At 62.5% G+C, this 23,922-nt stretch carries 16 protein-coding genes; 14 read left to right on the top strand and 2 right to left on the bottom strand.

Annotated elements, in window-relative coordinates:
- Positions 1-65: 65 nt before the first annotated feature.
- The 7 genes from RM6536_RS00565 (at position 66) to RM6536_RS00535 (ending at position 14,082) form a co-directional block, all read left to right on the top strand.
- Complete coding sequence (locus tag RM6536_RS00565; RefSeq protein WP_060823619.1) at positions 66-2,168, top strand: DNA gyrase/topoisomerase IV subunit B; 2,103 nt, start codon at positions 66-68, stop codon at positions 2,166-2,168.
- Positions 2,169-2,658: 490 nt separating this feature from the next.
- Positions 2,659-4,230 (top strand): cytochrome ubiquinol oxidase subunit I, encoded by a 1,572-nt coding sequence (locus tag RM6536_RS00560; RefSeq protein WP_060823618.1) that lies wholly within the window; start codon positions 2,659-2,661, stop codon positions 4,228-4,230.
- A gap of 21 nt (positions 4,231-4,251) precedes the next feature.
- Positions 4,252-5,322 carry a cytochrome d ubiquinol oxidase subunit II gene (cydB, locus tag RM6536_RS00555; protein ID WP_060823617.1) on the top strand — a complete coding sequence of 357 codons (1,071 nt, stop codon included), beginning with the start codon at positions 4,252-4,254 and terminating at the stop codon, positions 5,320-5,322.
- Positions 5,323-5,551: 229 nt separating this feature from the next.
- The gene (locus RM6536_RS00550; RefSeq protein ID WP_060823616.1) at positions 5,552-6,484 is read left to right on the top strand and encodes a hypothetical protein; all 933 of its coding nucleotides are present in this window, start codon (positions 5,552-5,554) and stop codon (positions 6,482-6,484) included.
- Positions 6,485-6,564: 80 nt separating this feature from the next.
- Positions 6,565-7,692 carry an efflux RND transporter periplasmic adaptor subunit gene (locus tag RM6536_RS00545; protein WP_060823615.1) on the top strand — a complete coding sequence of 376 codons (1,128 nt, stop codon included), beginning with the start codon at positions 6,565-6,567 and terminating at the stop codon, positions 7,690-7,692.
- Positions 7,689-9,923, top strand: coding sequence for an ATP-binding cassette domain-containing protein (locus RM6536_RS00540; RefSeq protein WP_060823614.1), 2,235 nt, complete (start codon positions 7,689-7,691; stop codon positions 9,921-9,923). The genes RM6536_RS00545 and RM6536_RS00540 overlap by 4 nt, the downstream gene beginning before the upstream one ends.
- A 175-nt stretch (positions 9,924-10,098) precedes the next feature.
- Entirely contained in the window at positions 10,099-14,082 is a 3,984-nt protein-coding gene (locus RM6536_RS00535; protein WP_231917972.1) for an ATP-binding cassette domain-containing protein, read from the top strand.
- A gap of 232 nt (positions 14,083-14,314) precedes the next feature.
- Here RM6536_RS00535 and RM6536_RS00530 read toward each other — a convergent pair whose 3' ends face one another.
- Entirely contained in the window at positions 14,315-16,840 is a 2,526-nt protein-coding gene (locus RM6536_RS00530) for a DNA gyrase/topoisomerase IV subunit A (RefSeq protein WP_060823612.1), read from the bottom strand.
- A 285-nt stretch (positions 16,841-17,125) separates the two neighbouring features.
- Here RM6536_RS00530 and RM6536_RS00525 point away from each other — a divergent pair, with 285 nt between their 5' ends.
- Together RM6536_RS00525 and RM6536_RS00520 are read left to right on the top strand one after the other, a co-directional pair.
- Positions 17,126-17,719: a DUF5998 family protein gene (locus RM6536_RS00525; protein ID WP_005506389.1), complete on the top strand. Its 594-nt coding sequence runs from the start codon at positions 17,126-17,128 to the stop codon at positions 17,717-17,719.
- A 55-nt stretch (positions 17,720-17,774) separates the two neighbouring features.
- A complete protein-coding gene (locus tag RM6536_RS00520) occupies positions 17,775-19,055 on the top strand; it encodes an alkaline phosphatase family protein (RefSeq protein ID WP_060823611.1) in 1,281 nt (426 codons plus the stop codon).
- 171 nt (positions 19,056-19,226) lie between these two features.
- On the opposite strand, the gene sepH is transcribed toward RM6536_RS00520, so the two are convergent.
- Complete coding sequence (sepH, locus tag RM6536_RS00515) at positions 19,227-20,387, bottom strand: septation protein SepH (RefSeq protein ID WP_171840164.1); 1,161 nt, start codon at positions 20,385-20,387, stop codon at positions 19,227-19,229.
- A gap of 327 nt (positions 20,388-20,714) precedes the next feature.
- Between sepH and RM6536_RS00510 the strand changes: the two genes are divergently transcribed.
- The 5 genes from RM6536_RS00510 to RM6536_RS00490 all read left to right on the top strand — a co-directional run bounded on the left by RM6536_RS00510 (position 20,715) and on the right by RM6536_RS00490 (position 23,885).
- Positions 20,715-21,014 (top strand): DUF4193 domain-containing protein, encoded by a 300-nt coding sequence (locus tag RM6536_RS00510; RefSeq protein ID WP_005506382.1) that lies wholly within the window; start codon positions 20,715-20,717, stop codon positions 21,012-21,014.
- A gap of 235 nt (positions 21,015-21,249) precedes the next feature.
- Positions 21,250-21,696, top strand: a complete 447-nt coding sequence (gene dut, locus RM6536_RS00505; protein WP_060823609.1) for a dUTP diphosphatase — start codon at positions 21,250-21,252, stop codon at positions 21,694-21,696.
- Between the two features lie 77 nt (positions 21,697-21,773).
- Complete coding sequence (locus RM6536_RS00500; RefSeq protein ID WP_060823608.1) at positions 21,774-22,568, top strand: DUF3710 domain-containing protein; 795 nt, start codon at positions 21,774-21,776, stop codon at positions 22,566-22,568.
- Entirely contained in the window at positions 22,568-23,107 is a 540-nt protein-coding gene (locus tag RM6536_RS00495; RefSeq protein ID WP_012903717.1) for a hypothetical protein, read from the top strand. The genes RM6536_RS00500 and RM6536_RS00495 overlap by 1 nt, the downstream gene beginning before the upstream one ends.
- A complete protein-coding gene (locus tag RM6536_RS00490; RefSeq protein ID WP_060823607.1) occupies positions 23,097-23,885 on the top strand; it encodes a DUF3159 domain-containing protein in 789 nt (262 codons plus the stop codon). Before RM6536_RS00495 ends, RM6536_RS00490 begins: the two co-directional genes overlap by 11 nt.
- Positions 23,886-23,922 lie beyond the last annotated feature (37 nt).

The following is a 23,922-nucleotide window of genomic DNA, read 5'->3' as shown; positions in this document are numbered from 1 at the left end:
TACCTTGCCGCGCTAAACACACAGTCATCACTTGCACACAGTCATCAAATGCCGAAAGGATTCCCGTGGCGTCTTCGAACTACACCGCCCGTCACCTCTCCGTGTTGGAAGGTCTGGAAGCTGTACGCAAACGCCCGGGTATGTACATTGGCTCCACCGACTCCCGCGGCCTGATGCACTGCCTCTGGGAGATTATTGACAACTCGGTGGATGAGGCGCTCGCCGGTTTCGGTCAGTCTATTCAGGTCATCCTGTACCGTGATGGTTCGGTTGAGGTACGCGATGATGGCCGCGGTATCCCCACCGATATTGAGCCGCGCACCGGCCTGTCCGGTGTGGAGGTCGTGTTCACCAAGCTGCACGCCGGCGGTAAGTTTGGCGGCGGCTCCTATAACGCCTCCGGTGGTTTGCACGGTGTGGGCGCTTCCGTGGTGAACGCGCTGTCTTCCCGCCTGGACGTGCAGGTGGACCGCGGCTCGAAGACCTACCAGATGTCTTTCCGCCACGGCATTCCCGGCCACTTCGAGTCCGGCCGCACCCCCAAGCCCGATGATCCGTTCACTCCCGCAACCGAGGGCACGGACGCCCTGCAGATTGTGGGTCGCGCTAAGCGCGGCGTGACCGGCACCCGTGTGCGCTATTGGGCTGACCCGCAGATTTTCACCCCCGACGCCAAGTTCAGCTACGAGGACTTGGCTGCTCGTGCGCGCCAGACCGCGTTCCTCATTCCGGGTCTGCGTATTTGCATCCGCGATGAGCGCCGACTGCCCGGCACCCCCGGTGAGTTGGATCCCCACGAGGAAGTTTTCCAGTACGACGGCGGCATTAGCGAGTTCGTCGATTTCTTGGCGCACGATGAGCGTATTACCGACACCTGGCGTTTTAGCGGCAGCGGCTCTTTCACCGAGACCGTGCCCGTGCTGGGTGAGGACGGCCGCTCGCAGCTGACCGATGTGGAGCGCGATTGTGAAGTGGACGTTGCGCTGCGCTGGGGTATTGGCTACGAGACGACGGTTCGTAGCTTTGTGAACATTATTGCCACCCCCAAGGGCGGTACCCACACTACCGGTTTTGAGCAGGGCCTGCTGCGCGTGATGCGCAAGCATCTTGCCGATAACGCCCGCAAGTACAAGGTGGGTAACGACAAAATTGAGAAGGACGATGTGCTCGCCGGCCTAACCGCCGTGCTGACCGTGCGTCTTGCCGAGCCGCAGTTTGAGGGTCAGACCAAGGAGATTCTGGGTACCCCGGCGGTTCGCCAGATCGTGTCGAAGGTCGTGGGAGACGCCCTGAAGGCTCGCCTGGAGTCGACCGCCCGTGCGGAGAAGGCTCAGGCGACCGCTCTGTGCGAGAAGGTCGTCTCTGAGATGAAGACCCGCGTCTCGGCTCGCATCCATAAGGAAACTCAGCGCCGTAAGACCGCGTTGGAGTCTTCGTCCATGCCCACTAAGCTGGTGGATTGCCGTTCGACCAATGTTGAGCATTCTGAGCTGTTCATTGTGGAGGGTGACTCGGCGCTGGGTACTGCGCGTCTGGCGCGTTCTTCTTCGTATCAGGCTCTGCTGCCGATTCGCGGTAAGATTCTGAACACTCAGCGTGCTTCGGTGACTGATGTGCTCGCGAATGCTGAGTGTGCGGCGCTGATTCAGGTCATTGGTGCAGGCTCGGGTCGTACTTTTGATCTGGACTCTGCTCGCTACGGCAAGGTCATTATGATGACCGATGCGGACGTGGATGGCGCCCACATTCGTACCCTGCTGCTGACTCTGTTCTACCGTTACATGCGTCCGCTGATTGAGGCAGGTCGCGTGTACGCTGCGGTTCCGCCTCTGCATCGCGTGGAGGTGGTGCGCCGCGGTAAGCCGAACGAGATGGTGTACACCTACTCGGAGAAGCAGCTGCATGAGCTTCTGGATTCTTTGCAGGAGCAGAGTGTGTCCTATAAGGAACCCATTCAGCGCTATAAGGGTCTGGGTGAGATGGACGCTGACCAGCTGGCTGAGACCACGATGGATCCGCGCCATCGTATGTTGCGCCGTATTCGCATTGAGGATGCGGAGGCTGCCGAGCGTGCGTTCTCCTTGTTGATGGGTTCTGAGGTGGCTCCGCGTAAGGAGTTCATCATTGCGGGTGCTCATCAGCTGGATACTGAGAGCATCGATATGTAGCTTGCGGCACTTTGCGGGGGAGCGGTGCTTGGCGTGTCACATTCCATGATTTTTCCGTGATAATAGTCACACTATTTCTTGGAAATCTCAGTAAAATCGGCATAATTTAGGCAAATTTAAGCTTTGAGCACTACTTGAACCGCCTGTCATATTCCGGGAATCTGTCACCAAAATTTTGCAGAAATAATATAAAAATGCAAAGTTTCACCGTAGTTCCGAAACTACCCCGTAACCCCGCAATGCGCCACAGCGTTTCGCCCCTCAATCCACCCGCACGCCGGGGGATAACGTTCAACGTACCTTTAGCGAAACGTCAAACAATAAACGTCCATACTATGCACAGCGTACTCACAGCTCCTCGGGAAAACCCTGTACCTTAGAAGCATGAGAGACAGTGTGTCAGTAACTCTCGTATGCCCTCCATCGATGGTGGACTACCCGAAATCTGGCACAAACACACATTAAGTACACACATAGTAAGGACCTATCAATGGATCCCCTTGATTTTGGTAGGTGGCAGTTCGGTATTACCACCGTCTACCACTTCTTCATGGTTCCGCTGACTCTGGGTCTGGGCCTTGTTGTGACCTACCTGTACATTCGCTACGTTCGTACCAAGAAGGACGAATACAAGCGCATGACGAAGTTCTGGGGCAAGCTGTACCTCATTAACTTCGCAATGGGTGTGGCCACCGGTCTGGTTCAGGAATTCCAGTTCGGCATGGCGTGGAGTGAATACTCCCGCTTCGTCGGCGACGTCTTCGGCGCTCCGCTGGCAATGGAAGGCCTCTTCGCCTTCTTCGTTGAGTCGACCTTCCTGGGTCTGTGGATCTTCGGTTGGGACCGCCTCAAGCCTGCTGTACACGCATTCTCGCTGTTCATGGCAGTTCTCGGCTCCTGGATTTCTGCATTCTTCATTCTGGTTGCAAACTCCTGGATGCAGCACCCCGTTGGCGCAGAAATGATTGACGGTCGTCCCCGAATGACCGACATCGGCGCTGTGCTGCTGAACCCCCTCGCATGGGTGACCTTCTCGCACGTCATCACCTCGGCTATCCAGGTTGCTGGTGGCTTCCTGGTTGGTATCGCATGGTACAAGCTGTGGCGCCGCCGCAAGGACGGCATCGACAAGGTCGTTGACGGCAAGGTTGTTGTTGGTGAGTCCGACAAGGGCGCACGCGACAAGGCTGACTTCCAGGTTTGGTTCAAGTCCCTGCGCCTGGGCGCTGTTGTGGGCCTCCTCGCCTTCGCAGGTATCGGCGCGTCCGGTCACATTCAGGCACAGATGATGATCCACGAGCAGCCCATGAAGATGGCTGCTGCAGAAGCTGCGTGCCACGACGGCACCTCCTTCTCCGTTCTGACCGTCGGTGAGCTCGGCGCTCAGAGCTGTGACAAGATCACCCCCGTCATCGAGGTTCCCGGCGTGCTGTCCTTCCTGGCACACGACAACTTCGACACCCCGGTGAAGGGCATCCAGACCCTGCTGCCCGAGTACGAAGCTAAGTTCGGCACCAACCTGCCCAACAACCCGCTCTACGGTGAGCGTGCAGGTCAGAAGATTGACTACCTGCCCTCCCTTGAGGTCTCCTACTGGGGCTTCCGCGGCATGATGGGCCTCGGCGGAATCGTACTGCCCTTCTACCTCTACGCACTGTGGGTAACCCGTAAGAAGGGCGTAGGCACCGTCCCCGAGTCCAAGCTGCTCAAGAACGTTGCTGTCTGGTCTATCCTGGCTCCCTTCTTTGGCATCGCACTGGGCTGGATCTTCACCGAAATGGGCCGCCAGCCCTTCGTTGTGGCTCCGAACCTTCAGGGTGATCCCTCGATTCACCTGTTCACCGCAGCAGCTATCTCCCCGGGTGTTTCCGGTGAAGAAATCCTCTTCTCCCTGCTCACCCTGGGCCTGCTCTACGGTGTGCTGATGGTGGTTGAGGTTTACCTGCTCATTAAGTACGTCAAGGCCGGTGTTGTGGCAGCAATGCCCGAGCTGGTTCAGTCGCACCACGAGGGCGAGTCCAACGACAAGTCCAAGCGCGATGTGCTGGAGTTCGCCTACTAGGCGGGTAAGGATTGATTCACCATGAACTTTGATTTCAATATCTTTGCCGGTCAGCCTGGCCTGCCCACCCTCTGGTTTGTCGCCATTGGCGTCTTCCTCATCATGTACCTGATTCTTGACGGCTTCGACCTGGGCGTCGGTATGCTGATGGGTTCCAAGTTCACTAAGAACGAGAAGGAACGTCGTCTGCTGCTGAACATCATCGGCCCCGTCTGGGACGGTAACGAGGTGTGGATTGTGTCCGGCGGTGCTGCTATCTTCGCAGCATTCCCCATCTGGTACGCAGCCCTCTTCTCGGCTCTGTACATTCCTCTGACCCTCGCGCTGGTCTTCCTGATTCTGCGCGTGGTCGCAATTGAATACCGCGGTAAGAAGAACGACGAGAAGTGGATCCGTAACTGGAACATCGCTCTGTCTGTTTCTTCCTTCTTCATCGCGTTGCTCGTCGGTGCTCTGCTGGGCCTGACCTCCATGGGTCTGCCCATCAACGACAATGGTGACCGCGTCGGCGGCGCCTTCGCATGGGTCTCCCTGCCGGTTCTGCTCGGCGGCCTGGGCTTCGTGGGCTTCGCTCTGGTTCAGGGTCTTGCCTTCATCGCCCTGAAGACCGACGGTGATATCCGCGACCGTGCCCGCAACACCCTGGTACGCTGGTCTCCCGTCCTGCTGCTGCCGATCGTTGCATGGGTTCTGGCACTGGACTTCACCACCGGTAACGGCGTCTCCTGGCTGTGCACCATCCTGGCTGTGGTTGCTGTTCTGATTGCTTGGATCTCCGCAAAGGGTGGCCGTGAGGGTCGCGCTTTCGCTGGTATGTCCGTGTTCCTCGCATTCGGCGCGCTGGCAATCTTCACCGCAATGTACCCGAACGTTCTGCCCTCCACCCTGGACCCGGCATACTCGCTCACCATTGCGAACGCATCCAGCTCCGAGTACACCCTGGGCGTTATGACCTTCGTGACCTGCCTTGGTCTGCCGGTCGTCTTCGTCTACCAGGCTTGGACCTACTGGGTCTTCCGTAAGCGTCTGCACGTGGATCACATCCCCGAGGCTCACGACGCTACCGAACTGGCTGAACTGCCGACCAAGTAGCCTGTAGCTGATTGAAGGATCCCCCGGATTTCTCTTCTGAGAAGTTCGGGGGATTTTTCTATGCCCGGATTTCTGCGCCTAGATTTTTGTGCCGGGAGGGAGGTCGGCCCTCAGAAAGTGGGAGGGGCGAAAAAATTTTTGATGCACACCCCCCCCCGAAATTCGAGCGCGACAGGGAGCGGAACGTGTAATGTGGTGAACAACTCACTCTTATGAAAGGTGATCAACGATGAAATCTCTCAACCGCCGCACCGGAACCGCCCCTCGTACCGGCACGCGCCGCCGCCTGCTCGCCACGGGTGCCCTGCTCTGTGTCGGCATCATGCCTCTGAGCGCATGCTCGCTCTTCAACCCGCCGCTGGAACGCGACGAAAGCGTCCACGCCGTCTTCGACGCGGAGCAGGACATCGTGAAGATGCCCCTGGACGATTACACCTACTACGAGCGCACTCACTACGAATACACGGCCTTTCAGATTGCCATGAAGCAGTGCTTTGCCGAACACGGGCAGAACTACACCATCCAGGCTCCCTATTCTGAAAACGCACCCCGCGGTGATTTGGGACGAAAGTACGGTCCCTGGAACGTCGAGTACGCCCAGAAGTACGGTTCTCAGAAGCGAGACCCCAACAACGCAGCCGCCCCCATCTCCTATAACTCGGGGGAGAGCATGAGCCCCGAGGACAAGCTTCGCACCGAATGCTACCCCAAGGCCCGCGAGGCCCTGGACGCCGCGGTGCCCGAAGGTAAGAGGCCCGAGAAGGAAGATCAGGCCACGTACATTCGTATCTCCACCGAGGCGGGCAATGCCGTTTACGGTAGCACGCTACACCGCGAGCTCGAAGAGAAGTGGAAGCAGTGCGTCTCAGACCGCGGCCTCACCCCTCGCTCGGCCGGCTCCGTCGCCGAGGAAACCCCGCTGGCTGAGCAGCTGAGCAAGAACGGCGGTTTCAACGAGCCCGCCTCCGAAGAGGAAATTCGCATCGCCACCATCCAGGCCGAATGTAACCAGCAGGTCGGCATGAGCAAGCAGCTCTACGACCTGGAGGCACAATACCAGATGCCGCTCATCCGCAAGTACCAGGCGCAGCTTGAGCAGGAACGCAAGGCAGAACGTGAGCGTGACGAGAAGTTCAAGCAGTACGTTCTGGAGCACCAGTAAACCGGGGCGCTAAAAGACAGCGCAACGAAATATAGCGCAGAGAAATAGACAGCGCTGACACAGTTCAGAAAGACACCGCCATGACCACTCACACGAAAAACCAAAACAGCGGGCACCGCTTTAGCGAGCGCATCGCCCGACCCCGCGTGCTCCTGCTGCTGGCTATTCTCGCCATCGGTTCGCTCATGCTGTCCTTCTACCTGGGCACCCGCTACGCCGCCACGGGCCCCGACCCGGCCGTGCAGGCGAAAACCGTGATCCCGGTCTGGGCGAAGGTCGAAGAACGCACCGTCAGCGAGGGCCTCGCCATCGCCGGAACCACCAAGGCTGGAGAGACCGCCCCGATTAGCGCGCGCACCAACGGTGAACCGGTGCTCGTCTACCAGAACCAGAAGCCCGGCAACGTGCTCAAGGCCGGTGACTTCATCGGCATTATTGGCGCCGACCCCGTCTTCGTGCTGGAAGGGCCGCTACCGCTGTACCGCGACCTCAACCTGGGCGATAACGGCGACGACGTGCTCGCCTTCCAGAAGGCACTGAACTCCGCCGGGTACGCCACCGCTCAGAGCGGCACCGTCACCGAAGACACCCTCGACGCCGTCACGCGCCTGCACCGCGCGCACCTGACCGGCGTGCCCAGCGAAGGGGTCACCAGCATTGCCCGCAACAACTACGCGATTCTGCCCGGCGGAAGCCACACCGTCACCGCAGTTGCGGCGGTCGGCCAGCTCATCAGCGACGGCAACCCCATCGCGAGTGTAGAAACCAGCGAACCCTACGTGGAATCCAGCGTTGAACTCGCCGTCGCCAACAAGCTCAAGGTCGGCGACCGCGTTAGCCTGCGCACCTCCACCGGCAGTGTGGAGGGCACCATCACCAGCATTGGTGAGCTGCAGAACGACCCCTCCAAGGGTGCGGCAAAGAGCGTGCGATTCAGCGCCGACGACCCGAGCAAGCTCACTCCGGGGCAGAGCGCATCCATCACCAGTAAGGGCAACACCTCAACCACCCTCGCCGTGCCGACTACCGCGGTACGCCAGGACTCCCAGGGCACCTACGTGCTCGTTGAAAAGGGCGGAAGCTCCACCTCGACCAGCAAGGATGCGCCCGCCACCGAACGAGTCAACGTTGAGGTTCTGCGCACCGCCGGCGGATACGCCGCAATCAACGCGAACCTCAGCGCGGGACAGAAGGTGCTTGTCTCATGAGCCGCCGTAAGATAACCCCAGACACAAGCCCAGGACGTGCGCCTACAATTGCGCCCAACGTAGCGTCCGCAGCTACACCTGCCGCCGGGCTCGGTACCGCGCCCGCTATCGAAATGCACGGCATTACCCGCATCTTCGAGGGGAGCGAACGACCCGTCCTCGATCGTCTCGACCTGGTGGTCGAACGCGGCGAATTCCTCGCCATTATTGGTCCGTCGGGCTCCGGTAAATCCACCCTGCTCAACGCCATTGGCCTGCTCGACACGCCCACCAGCGGAACCTACAGCCTCTTCGGCAAAAACACGGAAGGACTCAGCGACAGAGAACGCGACGAAATGCGCCGAGACCACCTCGGCTTCATCTTCCAATCCTCAAACATGCTGCTGGACGAAACCAGCACGACCAATGCCTCCATGGGTCTGCGCGTGCAGGGCGTACCCTACAGCGAGCGCCTGCAACGCACCGAAGAAACCCTAGAATTTCTGGGGTTGAGTGACCGCGCCAGCATCCGTACCCGCTACCTTTCCGGTGGCGAGAAGCAGCGCTGTGCCATTGCTCGTGCTCTCGCCACGCGTCCGCCGCTGATTCTTGCTGACGAGCCGACCGGCAACCTGGACAGCCACAATAGCGCCAAGGTCATTGAGATTCTTCAGCGCATTAACGCGACCGGCTGTACTGTGCTGGTGATTACCCACGACCCGGAGGTTGCCGCCGCCGCCCGCCGCGTGATCCGCATTGAGGATGGGCGGCTGCACGAGCAGAGCCGCGCCGACTTGGCTACGGTGCCGGTTGCCGAGGCTGTGCCGGCTGCAACGGACACCCCGGCAGAAGCCACGGTAGGTGCCCCGGTAGACGCCTCCGCCAGCCTCGCACCGGGGGAGAAGCCCGCTACGCATCGCCGCGGAAGCTTCCTCACCGACGACAGCATCGAGGCAATTTCCGCGCTCACCTCACGACCGCTACGCACCCTGCTACTGGGTCTGTCCTTCGCACTGGGCGTGGGCGGACTCATCAGCGCCTCCGGCATGAGCGAATCCGCCAGCTACCAGGTGAACCAGCGCCTGCTCGGATCCGAACAATCCACGCTCTACATCAGCGACCGGGACAATGACCAGAACGTGCTCGGAACCTACCGGCAGGGCGAATCCGCGCAGAATGTAGCCGACCGTATTAGCGCGCTGGACTACGTGAAGAACACCGGATTCGTCAGTAGCGTGGCACCCGCCGACGTGCGAATCACCCGATTCAGCCCCTACGAGGACGAACCCAAAACGGCGATTAGCCTCAGCTCCACCTCGAAGACCCGGCTCGAGCAAATCGGTGCCCGCATGAACCCCGAAACCCTGCGTGCGCTCGAACAGATGAACTCGACCCTCACCCATCAGAACGTTGCCGACCGTGAACGCTCCGAGCAGCTCTCCGGCGCTATCGTTTCGGTTTCTGCTGCCCGCGCCCTCGGCATTATTCCCGAAGATAAGGCGGCAGATAACGCCACAACCGAGCCCAGGCCCGGCGAGCTACCCACCGTCGAGTACGGCATTAAACTCGGTGGGCTGCCGCAGGTGGCACCCGGCGTGAGCATCTGGGTGGACGGTCAGCTGATGCCGGTCATCGGCCTCTTCGACCCCGGCAATAGCGGCTACGAATTCAGGAACTCGGTCATTGTCTCGCCGGGTGCACTTCAGCGCACCGGACGCGGCCAGGTGACCTACATCGCCGAAACCGAACGAGGCTACGGCAAGGCGGTCGCCAAGGCCATTCCGCTGGCCCTCAAACCCGCTGAACCCAGCCAAATCAACGTGGAAACCCCCTCCGACCTGCAGAGCCTACGCGCGTCCATCGCCTCGGACCTGGGTCTGTACGTGGGTGTGCTCTCCGGGATTCTGCTGGTGCTCGCTTCCCTCTCGGCGGCAACCGCCATGTACCTGTCCGTGCAATCGCGCACCGCAGAAATTGCGTTGCGCCGCGCCATCGGATCGAGTAAATGGCTGATTGCCCGCATCTTCCTCATGGAGGGCGTCATGCTCGGTGTGCTCGGCGGTTCCATTGGTGCCTGCTCCGGCATGATTGCGACCATTATTCTTTCGCTCGTGCAGGGCTGGCAGGCGGTTCTCTCCCCGGGATTCGTGGTGCTCGGCGTGGGGGTAGGCGCCCTCACCGGCCTGGTGTCTTCGGCGTACCCGGCGTGGGTGGCGTCCCGCAAGAGCCCCGCCGACGCGATGCGCGGCTAGAGATGATGCTGGGGAACCAGCCAATTAGCTGAAACCTGACTGGTCAAATAGGTATTAGATAGCCCAAGCCTTAAACTAATGGGAGGTAAAAACAGCAGAAGACTAAGGACAACACGTGAGTCGAACGCACACACCGCGTCATGCTGACAAACATCAGAATACCGAGGCGCCAGAGGTGACCGAAGGAAAGCGCAACGACCGCGCTGACCGTCGCCCGCCCCTGGGCCCTGACGCCCGTAAAACCCTCAGCACGTTCGGCGTCATCACCGCCGTGCACACCCTCGCAACGGTGCTTTTCAGTGCCGCCCTGGCTGTAATCATTGCCCGCGCGGCACACGCCGGTTTCGCCGCTGTCGCCGCCGAGCATGCGCGCCTCAAAGAGACCAGCGCCCCGGACGTGTACCGCGCCTACATTGAGTTCTCGGGCTCCGCGCAGGCGCAGCTGGAGGCGCACGGCGGCTGGCTGCTCGGCCTCGGCGGGCTCTTCGGGGACGTAGACACCATTACCCCCGGCCTGATTGCGGTCGCCGTCATTGCCCTGCTCGTCCGCTCGGGCACCGATTACCTGCTGGCTGTGAGCGCGCAGCGTGCCGCCTCCGGAGCGAAGTCTCAGATTCGTTCCTCGCTGCTCAAGCGTGTGCTTGCCACCGGTGGCGCAGACACCCCCGAAGGTACCGGCGCGACCGCTGTGCTGCTGTCCCGTGGCCTGAACGCCCTGGATGACTACTACACCAAGACCCTGACCGCGTTCGTTTCCACTGCGGTTGTGCCGTTCATCCTCTGGGTCGTTGTGGCGTCCCTGGACTGGATGAGCGCCATGGTGCTTGCCTGCACCTTGCCGCTCATTCCGGTGTTCATGATCCTGATTGGTAAGAACACTCGCGACGAAACCGCAGAAGCTCAGGCTGAACTGCACCGCCTCTCCGACCATATTCTGGAGCTGGTGCGCGGCCTGCCCGTCATTATCGGTCTGGGCCGTGAGCGTGCACAGACCCGCGCCATGAACGCGCTCGGCCAGCGTTACCGCGAACGCACCATGCAGACCCTGCGTAGCGCCTTCATGTCTTCGCTGGCGCTGGAGCTCATCACCACCATCTCGGTGGCGCTGATTGCTGTGCTGATTGGTGTGCGCCTGGTCAACGGCACCCTGGGCCTGGACACCGCAATTCTTGTGCTGTTGCTGGCTCCCGAGTGCTACCAGCCGCTGCGTGATGTGGGTGCCGCCTACCACCAGTCGGAGGACGGCGTTGCCGCCCTGCGTAGCGCCCAGAAGATTATCGATGCGCCCCTGCCCGCCGCCGCCGCGGACAGTGCTACACCTGAGAGTGAAGAGGCTCAGCCTTCCACCATTGAGGTTAAGGACCTGTCGGTGAGCTACCCAGCGCGTCCTGCCGTGCTGACTAACCTGTCCCTGAACCTGGACCGTCGCGTTACTACTGCCCAGGGTGAGCGCGGTGCGGTGATCGGCGTGATGGGTGAGTCCGGCTGCGGTAAGTCCACCCTGCTGAACGTGTTCTCCGGTGCTGTGCGTGAGGGTCTGGTGCCCACCGGCTCGGAGGAGCCCGTGCACGTGACCGGTAGCGTGACCGGTCTGGGAACCACTCTGGTTATTCCGCAGTCGCCGGTCTTCACTGCACCCACCGTGCAGACCGAAATGGCTCTCTACGCGCTGAGCGCCACCGAGGCGGAGCGTGAGCGTGCAGCTGCTCTACTCGGTGAAGCGATGGACTCCAAGAAGCTGTCCGTCACCGATGCCGAGTCCGCGCTGCTGGTTGGCCCACTGGCTCAGCTGGGCATGGAGAAGCTCACCGCCCTTGAGCCCGGTGCTCTCAGCGCGGGTCAGGCGCGTCGCCTCGCCGTGGCGCGAACCCTGGCTCGTGCCGAGGCTATCTACCGTGCGGGCGGTGAGCAGACCGTGCTGACGGTCCTGGTGGATGAGCCGACCGCGCACCTGGACGCCTACTCGGCATACCTGGTGACCCGCGCCCTGCACCGCCTGGCGGAACTTGGCGCAACCGTGCTGATTGTGACCCACGAGCAGGAGCTTGCCGCTGGCTGCGACACCCTCGTTCGTGCCGTGCAGACCGCTCGGGGCTACACCTGGACCGCCGAGGCGAACACCGCCCGCGTTGCGGTTCCCGCGCAAGCCCCCGCGCACCTGCTCAAGGATCGGGAAGAGTACGAGGCTGAAAGCACCGCCCCGGCGGGCGCCTCCGCAGCTGCCGAGGCCGAGGAAGCCGAGCCTGCCGGCCTGTTCGCAAGCCTGCGCACCCTGAAGGAGCTGACCGGTATTGGTGTTCGCGCCGCAACCGGCCCGGTGATTATGGCTGCGATTACGTCCCTGATGGCTGCGGCACTGACCGCGCTGTCCGGCTGGCTGATTGTTCGCGCCGCCGAGGGCCCGGCAATGATGTACCTGATGGTCGCCATTGTGGGCGTGCGTTTCTTCGGTCTGGGTCGTGCCTGCGCCCGTTACGCTGAGCGTCTGATGACCCACTCGAAGGTTCTTGCCGCCGCAAATATTCTGCGTCTGCGCGCCTGGGTTGGCGCATGGCAGAGCGTGAGCAGCGTGCGTGCCCTGCTGCGTGGTGACGCGCTGCTCGAACGCCTCGTGGGCGGTATTGATGAGCTGCGTGACGGCGTGCCGCGCGTTATTATCCCGCCGGCTGCGCACCTGCTGGTCATGACCGCGGCGCTGATTACGACCGCGTGCATCCTGCCGCAGGCTCTGATTCCGGTCCTGCTTGCCGTGCTGGTCAGCACCTTCGTGGCCCCGTGGATTGTGCTCCGCGCCGATGCCCGTGCGGAGGCGCTGGCTCGCCGCTCCACCGCGCAGATGCTACGCCTGGGTACCGGCATGCTTTCGGCTGCTGAGGATCTGCGCGCTAACGGGGTGGCAACCACCGCTGAGAAGGCTAACGGCGCACTGGACGCCGAGAACCTGTCCGCCCTGCAGAAGGGCTCGACCGCTCAGGGCGTGGGTCGTACCCTCGTGACCCTCAGCTGGTTCGGTGCGGCTCTGGCGAGCGCAGTCATTGCGTATCCGCTGGCTGTTGACGGCACCGTGCGTGCCCCCGAAGCAGCGATCGTGGTGCTACTGTGCACCGGCATGCTGGAAAGCTCCCTGGGCCATGTTGAGGCGGTCCGCTCCTGGCCCGCGTTCAGCCGCCTGCTCGCGACGATTGCTCCGAGCGTGCGCGACGTATCCCTGGAGGGTATTGTTGCCGTCTCGACCCTGAAGCGTTCCGTACCGACCGAGGCTGAGGTGGACACCCACGTTCTGCCGCGTCGTGCTGAGCGTCTGCGTGCCCGCGCGGAGGCCGAGATGGAGGAGCTGCTGGAAGCTGACCGTCAGCGCGCCCACCGCTTTGACCGCCCCGTATCTGCGGCTGATGCTCAGGCGGATTCTAAGGCTGGCTCTAAGTCTGGCTCTGTGCGCCCGCCGAAGCCCGGCGAACCCACCCTGGTCAGCTGCGGAACCCCGCAGGAACTCGGCGTGAAGGTCACCGACCCCGCCCCGGCACTGAGCCTGCAGGACGCTGCCGCCCGCTGGCCCGGCATGGATCACCCGGTCTTCACTGACCTGAACATGAACGCCCGCGCGGGCTCCTGGACTGCGGTGACCGGCCCCTCCGGTTCCGGTAAGTCTACCGTGCTTGCAACCGTTCTGGGCTTCTTGCCGCTGGAGTCCGGCCGCGTGCTGGCTTCCGGTGAGGTCCTGGAGGGTGAGCAGCTGCGCGGCTACGCGGCGTGGTGCCCGCAGGCGGCTCACATTTTCGAGTCGACCCTTGAGGGTAACCTGATGCTGGCTCGTGACCGTTCGGATCGCCCGAGCGAGGAAGAGCTGATTGAGGTTCTGCGCCGTGTGGGTCTGGGCGAGTGGTTTGACGCTCTGCCTCAGGGCCTGCGCACCCCGGTGGGTGCTGGCGGTTCCTTCCTCTCCGGTGGTCAGCGTCAGCGTCTGGCGGTGGCTCGTGCCCTGCTGGTGAACTCGCCGGTGCTGCTGCTGGATGAGCCGACCGCGCACCTGGACGCTGATTCTGCCCGCGCGCTGATGGCTGACTTGGATGCGGCGACCCGCTCCAGCTCCGTGGCTACGGTTCTGGTGTCGCACCGTCCCGAGGATATTTCTCGCTGTGATGAGGTGGTTCGCCTCTAAACGCGCCTCTAAACGCATCTGGCGCAGGCGCCACGTGCGGATTGCACATGAAGAAAGGCCCCGGTACATCAGTACCGGGGCCTTTCTGTGCGTTCATATCTCTGCTCGGATGTCTCTGCTCGGATAGTTCTGAGCGCTTATATCTCTGCGCGTTATATGTGCGCAGGTTCCTCGCGGCCTCGTCATCCCCGGATTCGTATAACCTAGGGTCGAAAGGCCACGAACCGCGCGCCTAGAAGAGCTTCTCACCCTCCGGGCTAACCGCCATTGCAGCAGAAACAGCCGCATAGTTCGGGCCCACAATGCCGATGCTCTGAGTGAGCATCACACCGGAACCGTCACGGGCACCGTGCTCGGTCGGCAGGGAACGAGCCACACCGCCGGAGGACGCCGCCTTCGCCGGGCCCACGCCCACCCACGCCAGAGCCAGCTGGCTCTCACCGGTGAGGAAGCGGTGCGCACGCACACCGCCGGTTGCGCGGCCCTTCTGCGGGTACTCGCTCAGGGCGGTGACCTTGGCGCTCGCCAGGCCGTCCTTGCCGTTGGTGACGGTCACGACCTCCGCCGCGTCGCCGGGCGCGGTCACACCCAGGGCGATGAGGCGGTCGCTGTCGGCAAGCTTGATGCCCGCGATACCGCCGCCGGTGCGTCCCTGCGGGCGGACCTTTGCCGCGTCGAAGGTCAGCAGCTTCGCGTCGCGAGTGACGAAGGTGAGCACCGCATCGTCGGTGGGGCAGGGGGCGGCGGCTACGATTTCGTCGCCGTCCTTGAGTTTCATGATGTCCCACTCGGTCTGGTTCAGCGGGTAATCCGGGTTCAGGCGCTTGATCACGCCGCCCGCGGTCGCCAGTGCCAGCACCGTGTTCAGCGGTACGAGGGCGACCAGCTTCTCATCCTTGGCGAGCTGAACCAGCTCGGTTGCCTTCACAGCTGAGGCCATGGAGGGGGTGCCGCCGTTCTCGTCCAGCACCGCAATGTCCATGACGGACAGACGCACCATGCGTCCTGCGGAGGTCACGGCACCGATCTCACCGCGCGCGGTGGTCGGCACAATCGAGGCGAACACGTCGTGCTTGAAACGTTTGCCGGGATCCACGAGCGCCTCGCGGATGGGTTTGCCGGGGGTTCGTCCCATCATGCCGGAGGCGGAGAGCAGCACCCAGCAGGGCTCGTCCGCGATTTCGAGGGCGAGGCCCAGGCTCTTCTTCGCCTTGGACTGCGCGGTGACTGCCTCAATGGCGACCTGCATGTCGTCCTTGGTTTTGAGCTGGGTGCGGCGGTCGGTGCCGTAGCGTTCGGCGACCTCGGCGAGCTCGTCAGAAACCAGTTCGCGCAGCGCCGCATCGGAGCCGAGGATGCGCTGCAATTCCGCGATTTCCTGCTGCAGGGTGTCGCGTTCTGCTTCCAGTTCCAGGCGGGAGTACTTGGTCAGCTGGCGCAGGCGCAGCTCCAGAATGTGGTTCGCCTGGGTGTCGGTCAGGTCGAAGACGGCCTTCAGCTTTTCGCGTGCCTGGGCGGTCTCATCAGACTCACGAATGATCTGGATGACCTCGTCAATGTCGAGGATCGCCACGAGCAGACCTTCCACCAGGTGCAGGCGGTCGGTGCGCTTGCCCAGGCGGAATTCGGTGCGGCGGCGGACCACGTTCAGGCGGTGGTCAATGTACACGCGCATCAGGTCGAGCAGGCCGAGGGTCTGCGGCTGACCGTCCACGAGCGCCACGTTGTTAATGCCGAAGGAATCCTCGAGCGGGGTGTGCTTGTAGAGGGCGGCGAGCACCGCCTCCGGGTTGAAGCCGTTCTTGATTTCGATGACGAGGCGCAGACCGTTGGTGCGGTCGGTCAGGTCGACCACGTCGGAGATGCCGGTGAGCTTCTTGGAGTTGACGCCGTCCTTGATCTTTTCGATGACCTTTTCGGGGCCGACCATGTACGGCAGTTCGGTGACAACAATGCCCTGCTTGCGGGGGCTGACCTGCTCGATGGCGACCTTTGCGCGGGTCTTGAAAGTGCCGCGGCCGGTTTCGTAGGCGTCACGGATGCCTCCCAGACCCACGATGGTGCCGCCGGTGGGCAGGTCGGGGCCGGGAATGAACTTCATGATGTCTTTGAGGCTCGCCTCGGGGTGGGCGATGAGGTGGCGGGTACCGGCGATGACCTCACGCAGGTTGTGCGGCGCCATGTTGGTTGCCATGCCGACCGCGATGCCGGTGGTGCCGTTGACGAGCAGGTTCGGGAACGCGGCGGGTAGCACGGCGGGCTGCATGAACTGGTTATCGTAGTTCGGTACGAAGTCAACCACGTCTTCTTCGAGGTCCGCGGTGAGCGCCTGCGCGGCGGGTGCCATGCGTGCTTCGGTGTATCGAGCGGCTGCCGGGCCGTCGTCGAGGGAGCCGAAGTTACCGTGACCGTCAACGAGGGGCAGACGCAGTGCGAAGGGCTGGGCGAGGCGCACCATGGCGTCGTAGATGGCGGCGTCGCCGTGCGGGTGGAGCTTACCCATGACCTCGCCGGTCACGCGGGCGCTCTTGACGTGGCCCTTGTCGGGGCGCAGACCCATCTGCTGCATCATGTAGAGGATGCGGCGCTGTACGGGCTTGAGGCCGTCGCGGGCGTCGGGGAGGGCGCGCGAATAAATCACCGAGTAGGAGTATTCCAGGAAGCTGGATTCCATCTCGGCGGATACGTCGATGTCGACGATATTCTCTACCACATCCACCGGGTAGTCGCTGACGGCGGATTTGGATCGGCGAGCCATATATCTCCTCGTGTCGGTGTGTTTTCGCTCCTCCTATTTTAGCGGGTGGGAGCGGGTCAGACGGGCTGGCGGGTCAGCGTCATCTATGGGGTGTGCCAAGGCAGTTGCAGGCAGTAACCGAAGCGTACCGGGGGAGCGCACGCCGTCATATGCGCATGTATTAGCGTGGTCAAGTAGCATAGCCCGGCTGGAACCCTCTAAGGTAGAGGGGAGTAACACCTAACCGCCTTCATCGTGTGCGCCGACCGACGTCGCCTCATGAAGGCACCGCATGAAAGAGGTACGATGTACGCCACCACCCCCGAACGCGAGCAACTGGTCGCAGACATTAAGCATGCCGGTTTCTACCCCGACCTCGTGCTGGAAGTGGTGGATGACGCGCTGGCGGGCATGAACCCGGACGCGCACTTCGTACAGCATGAAACCCACTTCTCACGCGATGATTTTCACCGCCACATCACCGTGATGGTGCTCTGCGGTGAGCACGTCATCTTTGCGCACCTGGACGACCAGCACCTTGAAGGTGACGCGCAGGGTACCGTGGCGCATGTGAGCGTGGAGGCGGTGCACCTGAGCGCCCTGAACGCGGTCACCATCAGCTACGGTTTCAGCCAGCCGCAGGCGTACAACGCCGGTAGCACCGCCCCGACTGAGATTTCCTTCCAGATTGCGTGGACCGGTTCGCTGCACATGGAGTTGGCTCCTGCCGGTTGCCAGGATCCGCAGTGCAATGCCGACCACGGCTTCACCGGCGATGCGCGCCGCGAGGACATTGCGGTGCGTGTTTCTGCGACTGCTGACGGCCCGGAGTCGGTTCAGCGTGCGCAGCATTTTGCGCGTGCTCTGCACCGTGCCCGCATGTACGCAACCCGCCGATAAACAGCACCGATAAGCACCGGCGATAAACACCCCGAGAGAGACCCGAGAGGAACCTATGACGGCCCCGTCCCGCACCGAACAGCCCACTCTGCACGATGTTCTGGGTGCGCCGTTGCCTCCCGCACCCGCCTACGGCAGCAATAGCATCGCCGATGTGCTGGAGTCCGCCTCCTCTCTGGTGGCTCAGCGAAGCCTGGCGCGCCCCGCGCACGCCCTGGACTCCGACCCGGCGTTCAACTCCGTTGCCGACCCGCTGAACCTTGCCGGTCGCCTCGCGGAGCAGGATGTTGACCCGGCGTCTTTCCGTCACGCCTGCGTGGTCATGGTGGACGGTCTGGGCGAGCAGCTCATCAACAGCTACGGCGGCTACGCGCCCGCCCTGCGTAAGACCCTGAACCTGGGCCCGCTGGACGCCGCGTTCCCCACCACGACCGCCGCCTCCTTGACCTCGCTGGGTACCGGTACGGCACCGGGCGCGCACGGCATCGCCGGTTACGAGGTGCGCAACCCGGCGGGCAATGGGGGAGCGGGCTCGGTCATGAACCACCTGTCCGGTTGGGACCAGTCGGTGGACCCGCACGCCTGGCAGCCGCTGCCGACCGTGCTGGAACGCCACCACACGAACCGCCGCGTGCTCACCATTTCGCTGGGTAAGTACCGCGGTACCGGCCTGACTGAGGCGGCGTTGCGCGGCGGCGACTTCGTGGATGCCGTCGGCTATAACGCCCGCGTCACTTACGCCCTGGAGGCGCTCTCCAGCCGCACCCCGACCACCGTGTACCTGTACTGGGGCGAGATTGACGCGGCGGGCCATCGCTACGGCGTGGGCAGTGACGAATGGCTGCAGCAGCTGGAGGAGCTGAACTCGGCGCTGAAGCGTCTGGCGGAGCGCGCCCCGGCGTGGGCGGCACTCTTCGTGACCGCCGATCACGGCATGGTGAACGTGCCCGAGCATCAGCGCATCGACTACTCGGGTGTGGAGGAGCTGACCCGCAACATCGCAATGACCGCCGGTGAACCGCGCGCCGTGCACCTGTACCTCGAAGACACTTCGGAGGCGGCACGCACCGCCACCGCCCAGCGTTGGGCGCAGTACTGGGGCGAGCGCGCCTGGGTGATTGACTCTCGCGAACTGATGCGTGCCGGCTACTTTGGCCCGGTCATTACGGATGCGGCGCGCGGCCGCATCGGCGATTTGATGGTGTGCGCTCGCGACGACTGGGCGCTGTACGATATGCGCCACTATCAGGAGCGTGCCCTGCACATGGTTGGTCAGCACGGTTCGCTGACGGACGCTGAGCGTCTGGTGCCGTTGCGCATGCTCAAGACTTTCTAAAGTACTAGTCTTCTAAAGCGTCAGAGGGCATAGGCTGAGAAGATCAGACTGAGAAGATACAGAAAACCGCTGGTTATTCGGGTGAATAACCAGCGGTTTTCGTATGTCTAAATGGCACTGTCTAAATGCTCTCGCCTAGATGCCCCTATCGGGCCGCGCGAGGGCGCTCGCTTACTTGCGGCTACCGAAGATGATGTCATCCCATGCCGGAACGCTCACGCGCTGCTTCTTCGAGGAGGAAGGCTTGGGCTTCTCCTCAGATGCAGGCGCGGCGGAGGGGGGCTCGGCCTGTGCTTCAGTAGCGGGCGCCTCAGTAACGGGTGCCTCAGCAACCTCAGCAGCGGGTGCGTCCTCGATGGGTGCCGGCAGGGTGAAGGACTCGACCGGAACGGAGTCAACGGGTGCTTCCGAATCCACAGCCAGCGAGTCGGTGGTTTCTACGGTGGGCTCGGGTGCAGCAGGTGCTACCGGGGCAGACGCAACAGGTGCCGCAGGCGCAGCCGGTGCTACAGGCTCAGTGGGCTCGCGGTGCACGAACACCTCGGGCTCCTCAACCTGTGCCGGGCGCACCGAGCGGGCGCGCTCCAGAAGCTCCTTGAGCTTACGCTCGTCAGCGCTCTCAGAGGAAGTAAGGGGTGCCGGTGCGGGCTCGGGTGCCTTGGGCAGGCGGGCGGGAGGAACCTCCACGGGAGCCTTCTTCGCGGCGGCGGCGACAGCGTCCTCACTATTGCCCATCAGGAAGTACGCCGCCTCATTCGACGCGTACAGGCCCTGGTTCGCCGGGTTGTACACCCAACGTGCGGGGAAGACGACCTGCGCGGGCAGGTTCTGACGCACCGAATCCTTCAGCGCAATATCAACCTCAACGCGCCACTGGCCGTTCTCCTGCTGGCGGGTGGTCCAGTCCTGGGTTGCGTCCTCAAAACCGTAACGCTCGGAGACTTCCTCAATGCGGGCGCTCAGGGTCACGGGAATCTGTGCGGTACCCGAAGCGGAGCTGCGGCGACCAATCTTCACGCTCTGAGCGGCACGAATAATGTGGGCACGCTCAGCAACAATCGGCCACTCGTAGCGGCGCACGCGCTCCGGCTCCCAACCGGACTCTTCAGCGATTTCCTCAACGGAGGCACCCTGACGGAAACGGGTCTGAATATCGCGCGGACCGTAGGTGCCCTTAGCGCCCAGACCGCGGGCGGGCTGAATACGGCGAGCCTTGGTGATGCTCGTGCGCAGGTTCGCGTCAATCGGCAACAAAAAGCGGGTGCCGTCAGCAGACTCAAGCACCAGATTTTCGCCGTCATCGTGAACGCCAATCAGACGCAGTTCAAGCATGAGAACCTCCATAGGTGAACCGGACGCGTTCGTGAATGTGTTGCACGGAACGCAAACTACCTACCAGGGTACCGTGAAAGCGCGGTAAATCAGTAGCGGAGGCGGGATTTTCACCAAAAAAAGATGTACTTTTCGCACCGAAAAAGCTAGAATGTGACGCCTAAACAGTCCAAAGCCTACCCAGGATTAGACAAATAGGGTGCCAATGGTGAACAATACCTGGCATGCCGTCAGGGTTAATTACACACCAGCGGCACCTAGAGCACTCAATAAACCAGCGTGGCCTAGTCCCAACACACAGCCACAGAACCAACGGAGCGTGAAAGTTTGGCAACTGATTACGATGCACCTCGCAAGCAGGACGAAGAGCAGAACGAAGAGTCCTACGAGGAGCTGAACGCCCGCCGTTCCGAGATGCAGTCCGGTGCGGTGGATGAAGACGAGAACAGCGCAGCAGAAAGCTTCGAGCTGCCCGGTGCTGACCTCTCCAACGAGGAGCTGAACGTTGTTGTTCTGCCCGCTCAGGACGACGAGTTCACCTGCGCATCCTGCTTCCTGGTGCGCCACCGCTCGCAGATTGCGCGCGAAGAGGGCGGCCTGTCCTACTGCATCGAGTGCGAGGGCTAAAACTTTAGGGAAGGGATAACACCCACCCGACATACACCTCATGACGGGGCGAGTGCCGAGTGCACCCGCCCCGTTGAGTATGTGAAAGCCGCGCACGCAAGAATAGCGCCGCGTCGCATCCAACGCGGCACAGCGCGTGCTGAACGCGAACACACAACGAAAACACCCCGCAGTAGAGCCTCAACACAGCGCGAGGTAATGGCACAGACACCCGCGAAAGGTTAGAGTATTGACCATGATGACCCCCGTAAACGTCCACATTAAGCTGCTCGACCCCGAGCTGCCCGCACCCGCCTACGCAAAGCCCGGCGACGCCGGCGCTGACCTGCGCTCCCGCGTCGACTTCGAGCTGGAACCGGGCGAACGCGCCCTCGTCCCCACCGGCGTGGCAATCGCCCTGCCCGAAGGTTACGTTGGTCTGGTGCACCCGCGCTCCGGCCTGGCAACCAAGAACGGTATCACCATTGTTAACGCACCCGGCACCGTTGATTCCGGCTACCGCGGCGAGCTGATGGTCACCCTGCTCAACACTGACAAGACCAAGTCCTTCCACGTGCAGCGCGGCGACCGCATTGCCCAGCTGATCATTCAGAAGTACGAGCACGCAACCTTTACCGTGGTGGACGAACTGGATCAGACCGAACGCGGCTCCAGCGGCTTCGGCTCCAGCGGAATCCACTAGTCTGCTCTCACCGCGAAAACTGCACGAGAGAAGAGAAGAAACCCCCGCACCCCGCGTGCGGTGAAAGTAGGAATACCATGTTCGGATTTGGTAAGAAGAAGCGCGCCGAGGAGGCTGAAAAGGCCGCCATCGACAAGGCTGTCGCCGAAGAGATTGAGGAGACCAACGTCGAGGTTGAGGAGCTGAAGGAAGAGGAGAACTCTCCCGAGGTCATCAAGTACGACCGCGTCAACGGCCCGCACGACATTGAAGAAGTCACCGCCGAAGACCTCGAAGACTACGTCGACCTGGGTGCACTGCGTATCAAGCTGCTCGACGGCATGAACCTGCGCCTCGAAACTGACGACGCAACCGGCGCGGTTATCGCCGCAACCATCACCCGCGACGGCGCGACCCTGCAGGTGCAGGCATTCGCCGCACCGCGCACCACCGGCATCTGGGACGACATCCGTCACGATCTGACCGAGTCCGTCGCATCCCAGGGCGGCATCGTCGAAATCTACGCCGGCGTATTCGGTGCCGAGATGCTGACCCGCCTGCCCGCCGTCACCCCGGACGGTCAGCCCGGCGAGCGCATCGCCCGCTTCGTGGGTGTGGACGGCCCCCGCTGGTTCCTGCGCGGCGTCATCTCTGGCGCGGCTGTGCTCGGTGACGATAAGGCTGCCGCCTCCGTGGAGGAAGTCTTCCGCACCGTCGTGGTGGACCGTGGCGACGACCCGCGCCCGCCGCGCGAGCTGCTGCCCATGACTCTGCCCGCCGACCTGGTCGTTGCGGCTGAGGAAGAGCCCGCCGTGGAGGAAGAAACCGAGAACGAGCACAGCAAGCTGCGCCCGATGCCTCGCCGCGGCCCTGAGATTACCGAGATTGGCTAATGCCTGAGTTTTCGAACTACCCGAGTGCGCTCGCGGTTCCTGAGGAGCAGATTCTTGCTCCCGGGTACCCCGAGCGCTTTCGCGTACGCCTTGCCGGACGCGTGGAGCAGGTATGGCTGCCTGCGCTGCAGGATAAGCCGATGTACCGTGCCGAGCTGGTGGTGGCTAAGTCGAAGCCCCTGCAGTGGTCGAGTCCGCTGGCGCTGATTGGTATGCCGATTGTGGAGCCGCCCGGTGAGGATTTCGAGGAGGAATCCGAGGACCCCGAGAAGCAGCACCACCTGAACACGGCGTCTTTGGCGACCGTGGCGGTGCAGGAGCCTCACGAGGTGTCTTTCCCGCCGTATGCGCCGTTCAACCCGGGGGATAGGGTGCTGCTGAAGTGGCAGGGGCAGCGGATGGTGCCCGGCGTGCTTGCCGGTGCGTTGTTACGCTGTTCCGGGGTGGTGTCTGTGAGGGCACATCAGCCGGTGATTTATAACCCGCGCTATGAGATTGTGCCGCAATTCTTTGCTGAGAAGGGAAAACATGAGCGCTGAGCAGTCTTCGACCCAGCCCGATCCGAACGCTAACCCCGCATCTAGCCCGGTTGCTGACCCGGCGCAGGAGGAGAATCAGCTGGCGCAGAGCCTGAGCGCCTCCATGGGTGCGAATATGCGCCGCACTGCCAACGGTGATGTGGATATTCTGCACGCTATCGGCGGCTGGCGCGGCCTGGTGGAATCCTCCCTGCCCGCTGTGGCGTTCCTGGTGTTGTTCACCGTGACGAAGGAACTGAACCTGTCCCTGATTGCGGCGTTGGCTGCGGCGGGTGTGTTCACGCTGATTCGCCTGGTGCAGGGCTCTAAGCTGGTGAGTGCGCTGACCGGCCTGGTGGGCGTGGCAATTTGTGCGTTTGCCGCGTACCGTACCGGTAATGCGAGCGACTACTTTGTGGTGGGCTTCTGGACGAACGGCGTGTACATTCTGGCGTATCTGCTGTCGATGCTGGTGCGTTGGCCGCTGATGGGTCTGATTTTCGCGGTGATTCGCGGTGAGGCGCTGAGCTGGCGCCAGAACCCGGTGCGCCTGCGCCAGTACATGCTGGCGACCTGGATTATTACCGTGCTGATGATGCTGCGCCTTGCCGTGCAGGTGCCCCTGTATTTTGCGAATAATGTGGAGGCGCTGGGTGCGACCCGCCTGATTATGGGTCTGCCGCTGTACGCTTTGGGCGTGTGGCTGGCGTGGCGTGTGTCGGCTCCCGAGGAGGCGCTGGTGAGCGAGGACCCCGAGGCTGCCGAAACTGCCGAAGTTGACGGTTCAGAAAGCCGCTAACTCCACAACTTCATACGTAGAAGAACTTCATAGAAGT

Origin of the sequence: Rothia mucilaginosa (assembly GCF_001548235.1) — a bacterium.
GTDB lineage: Bacteria > Actinomycetota > Actinomycetes > Actinomycetales > Micrococcaceae > Rothia > Rothia mucilaginosa_B.
This window is presented reverse-complemented; position numbering and strand designations above follow the sequence as displayed.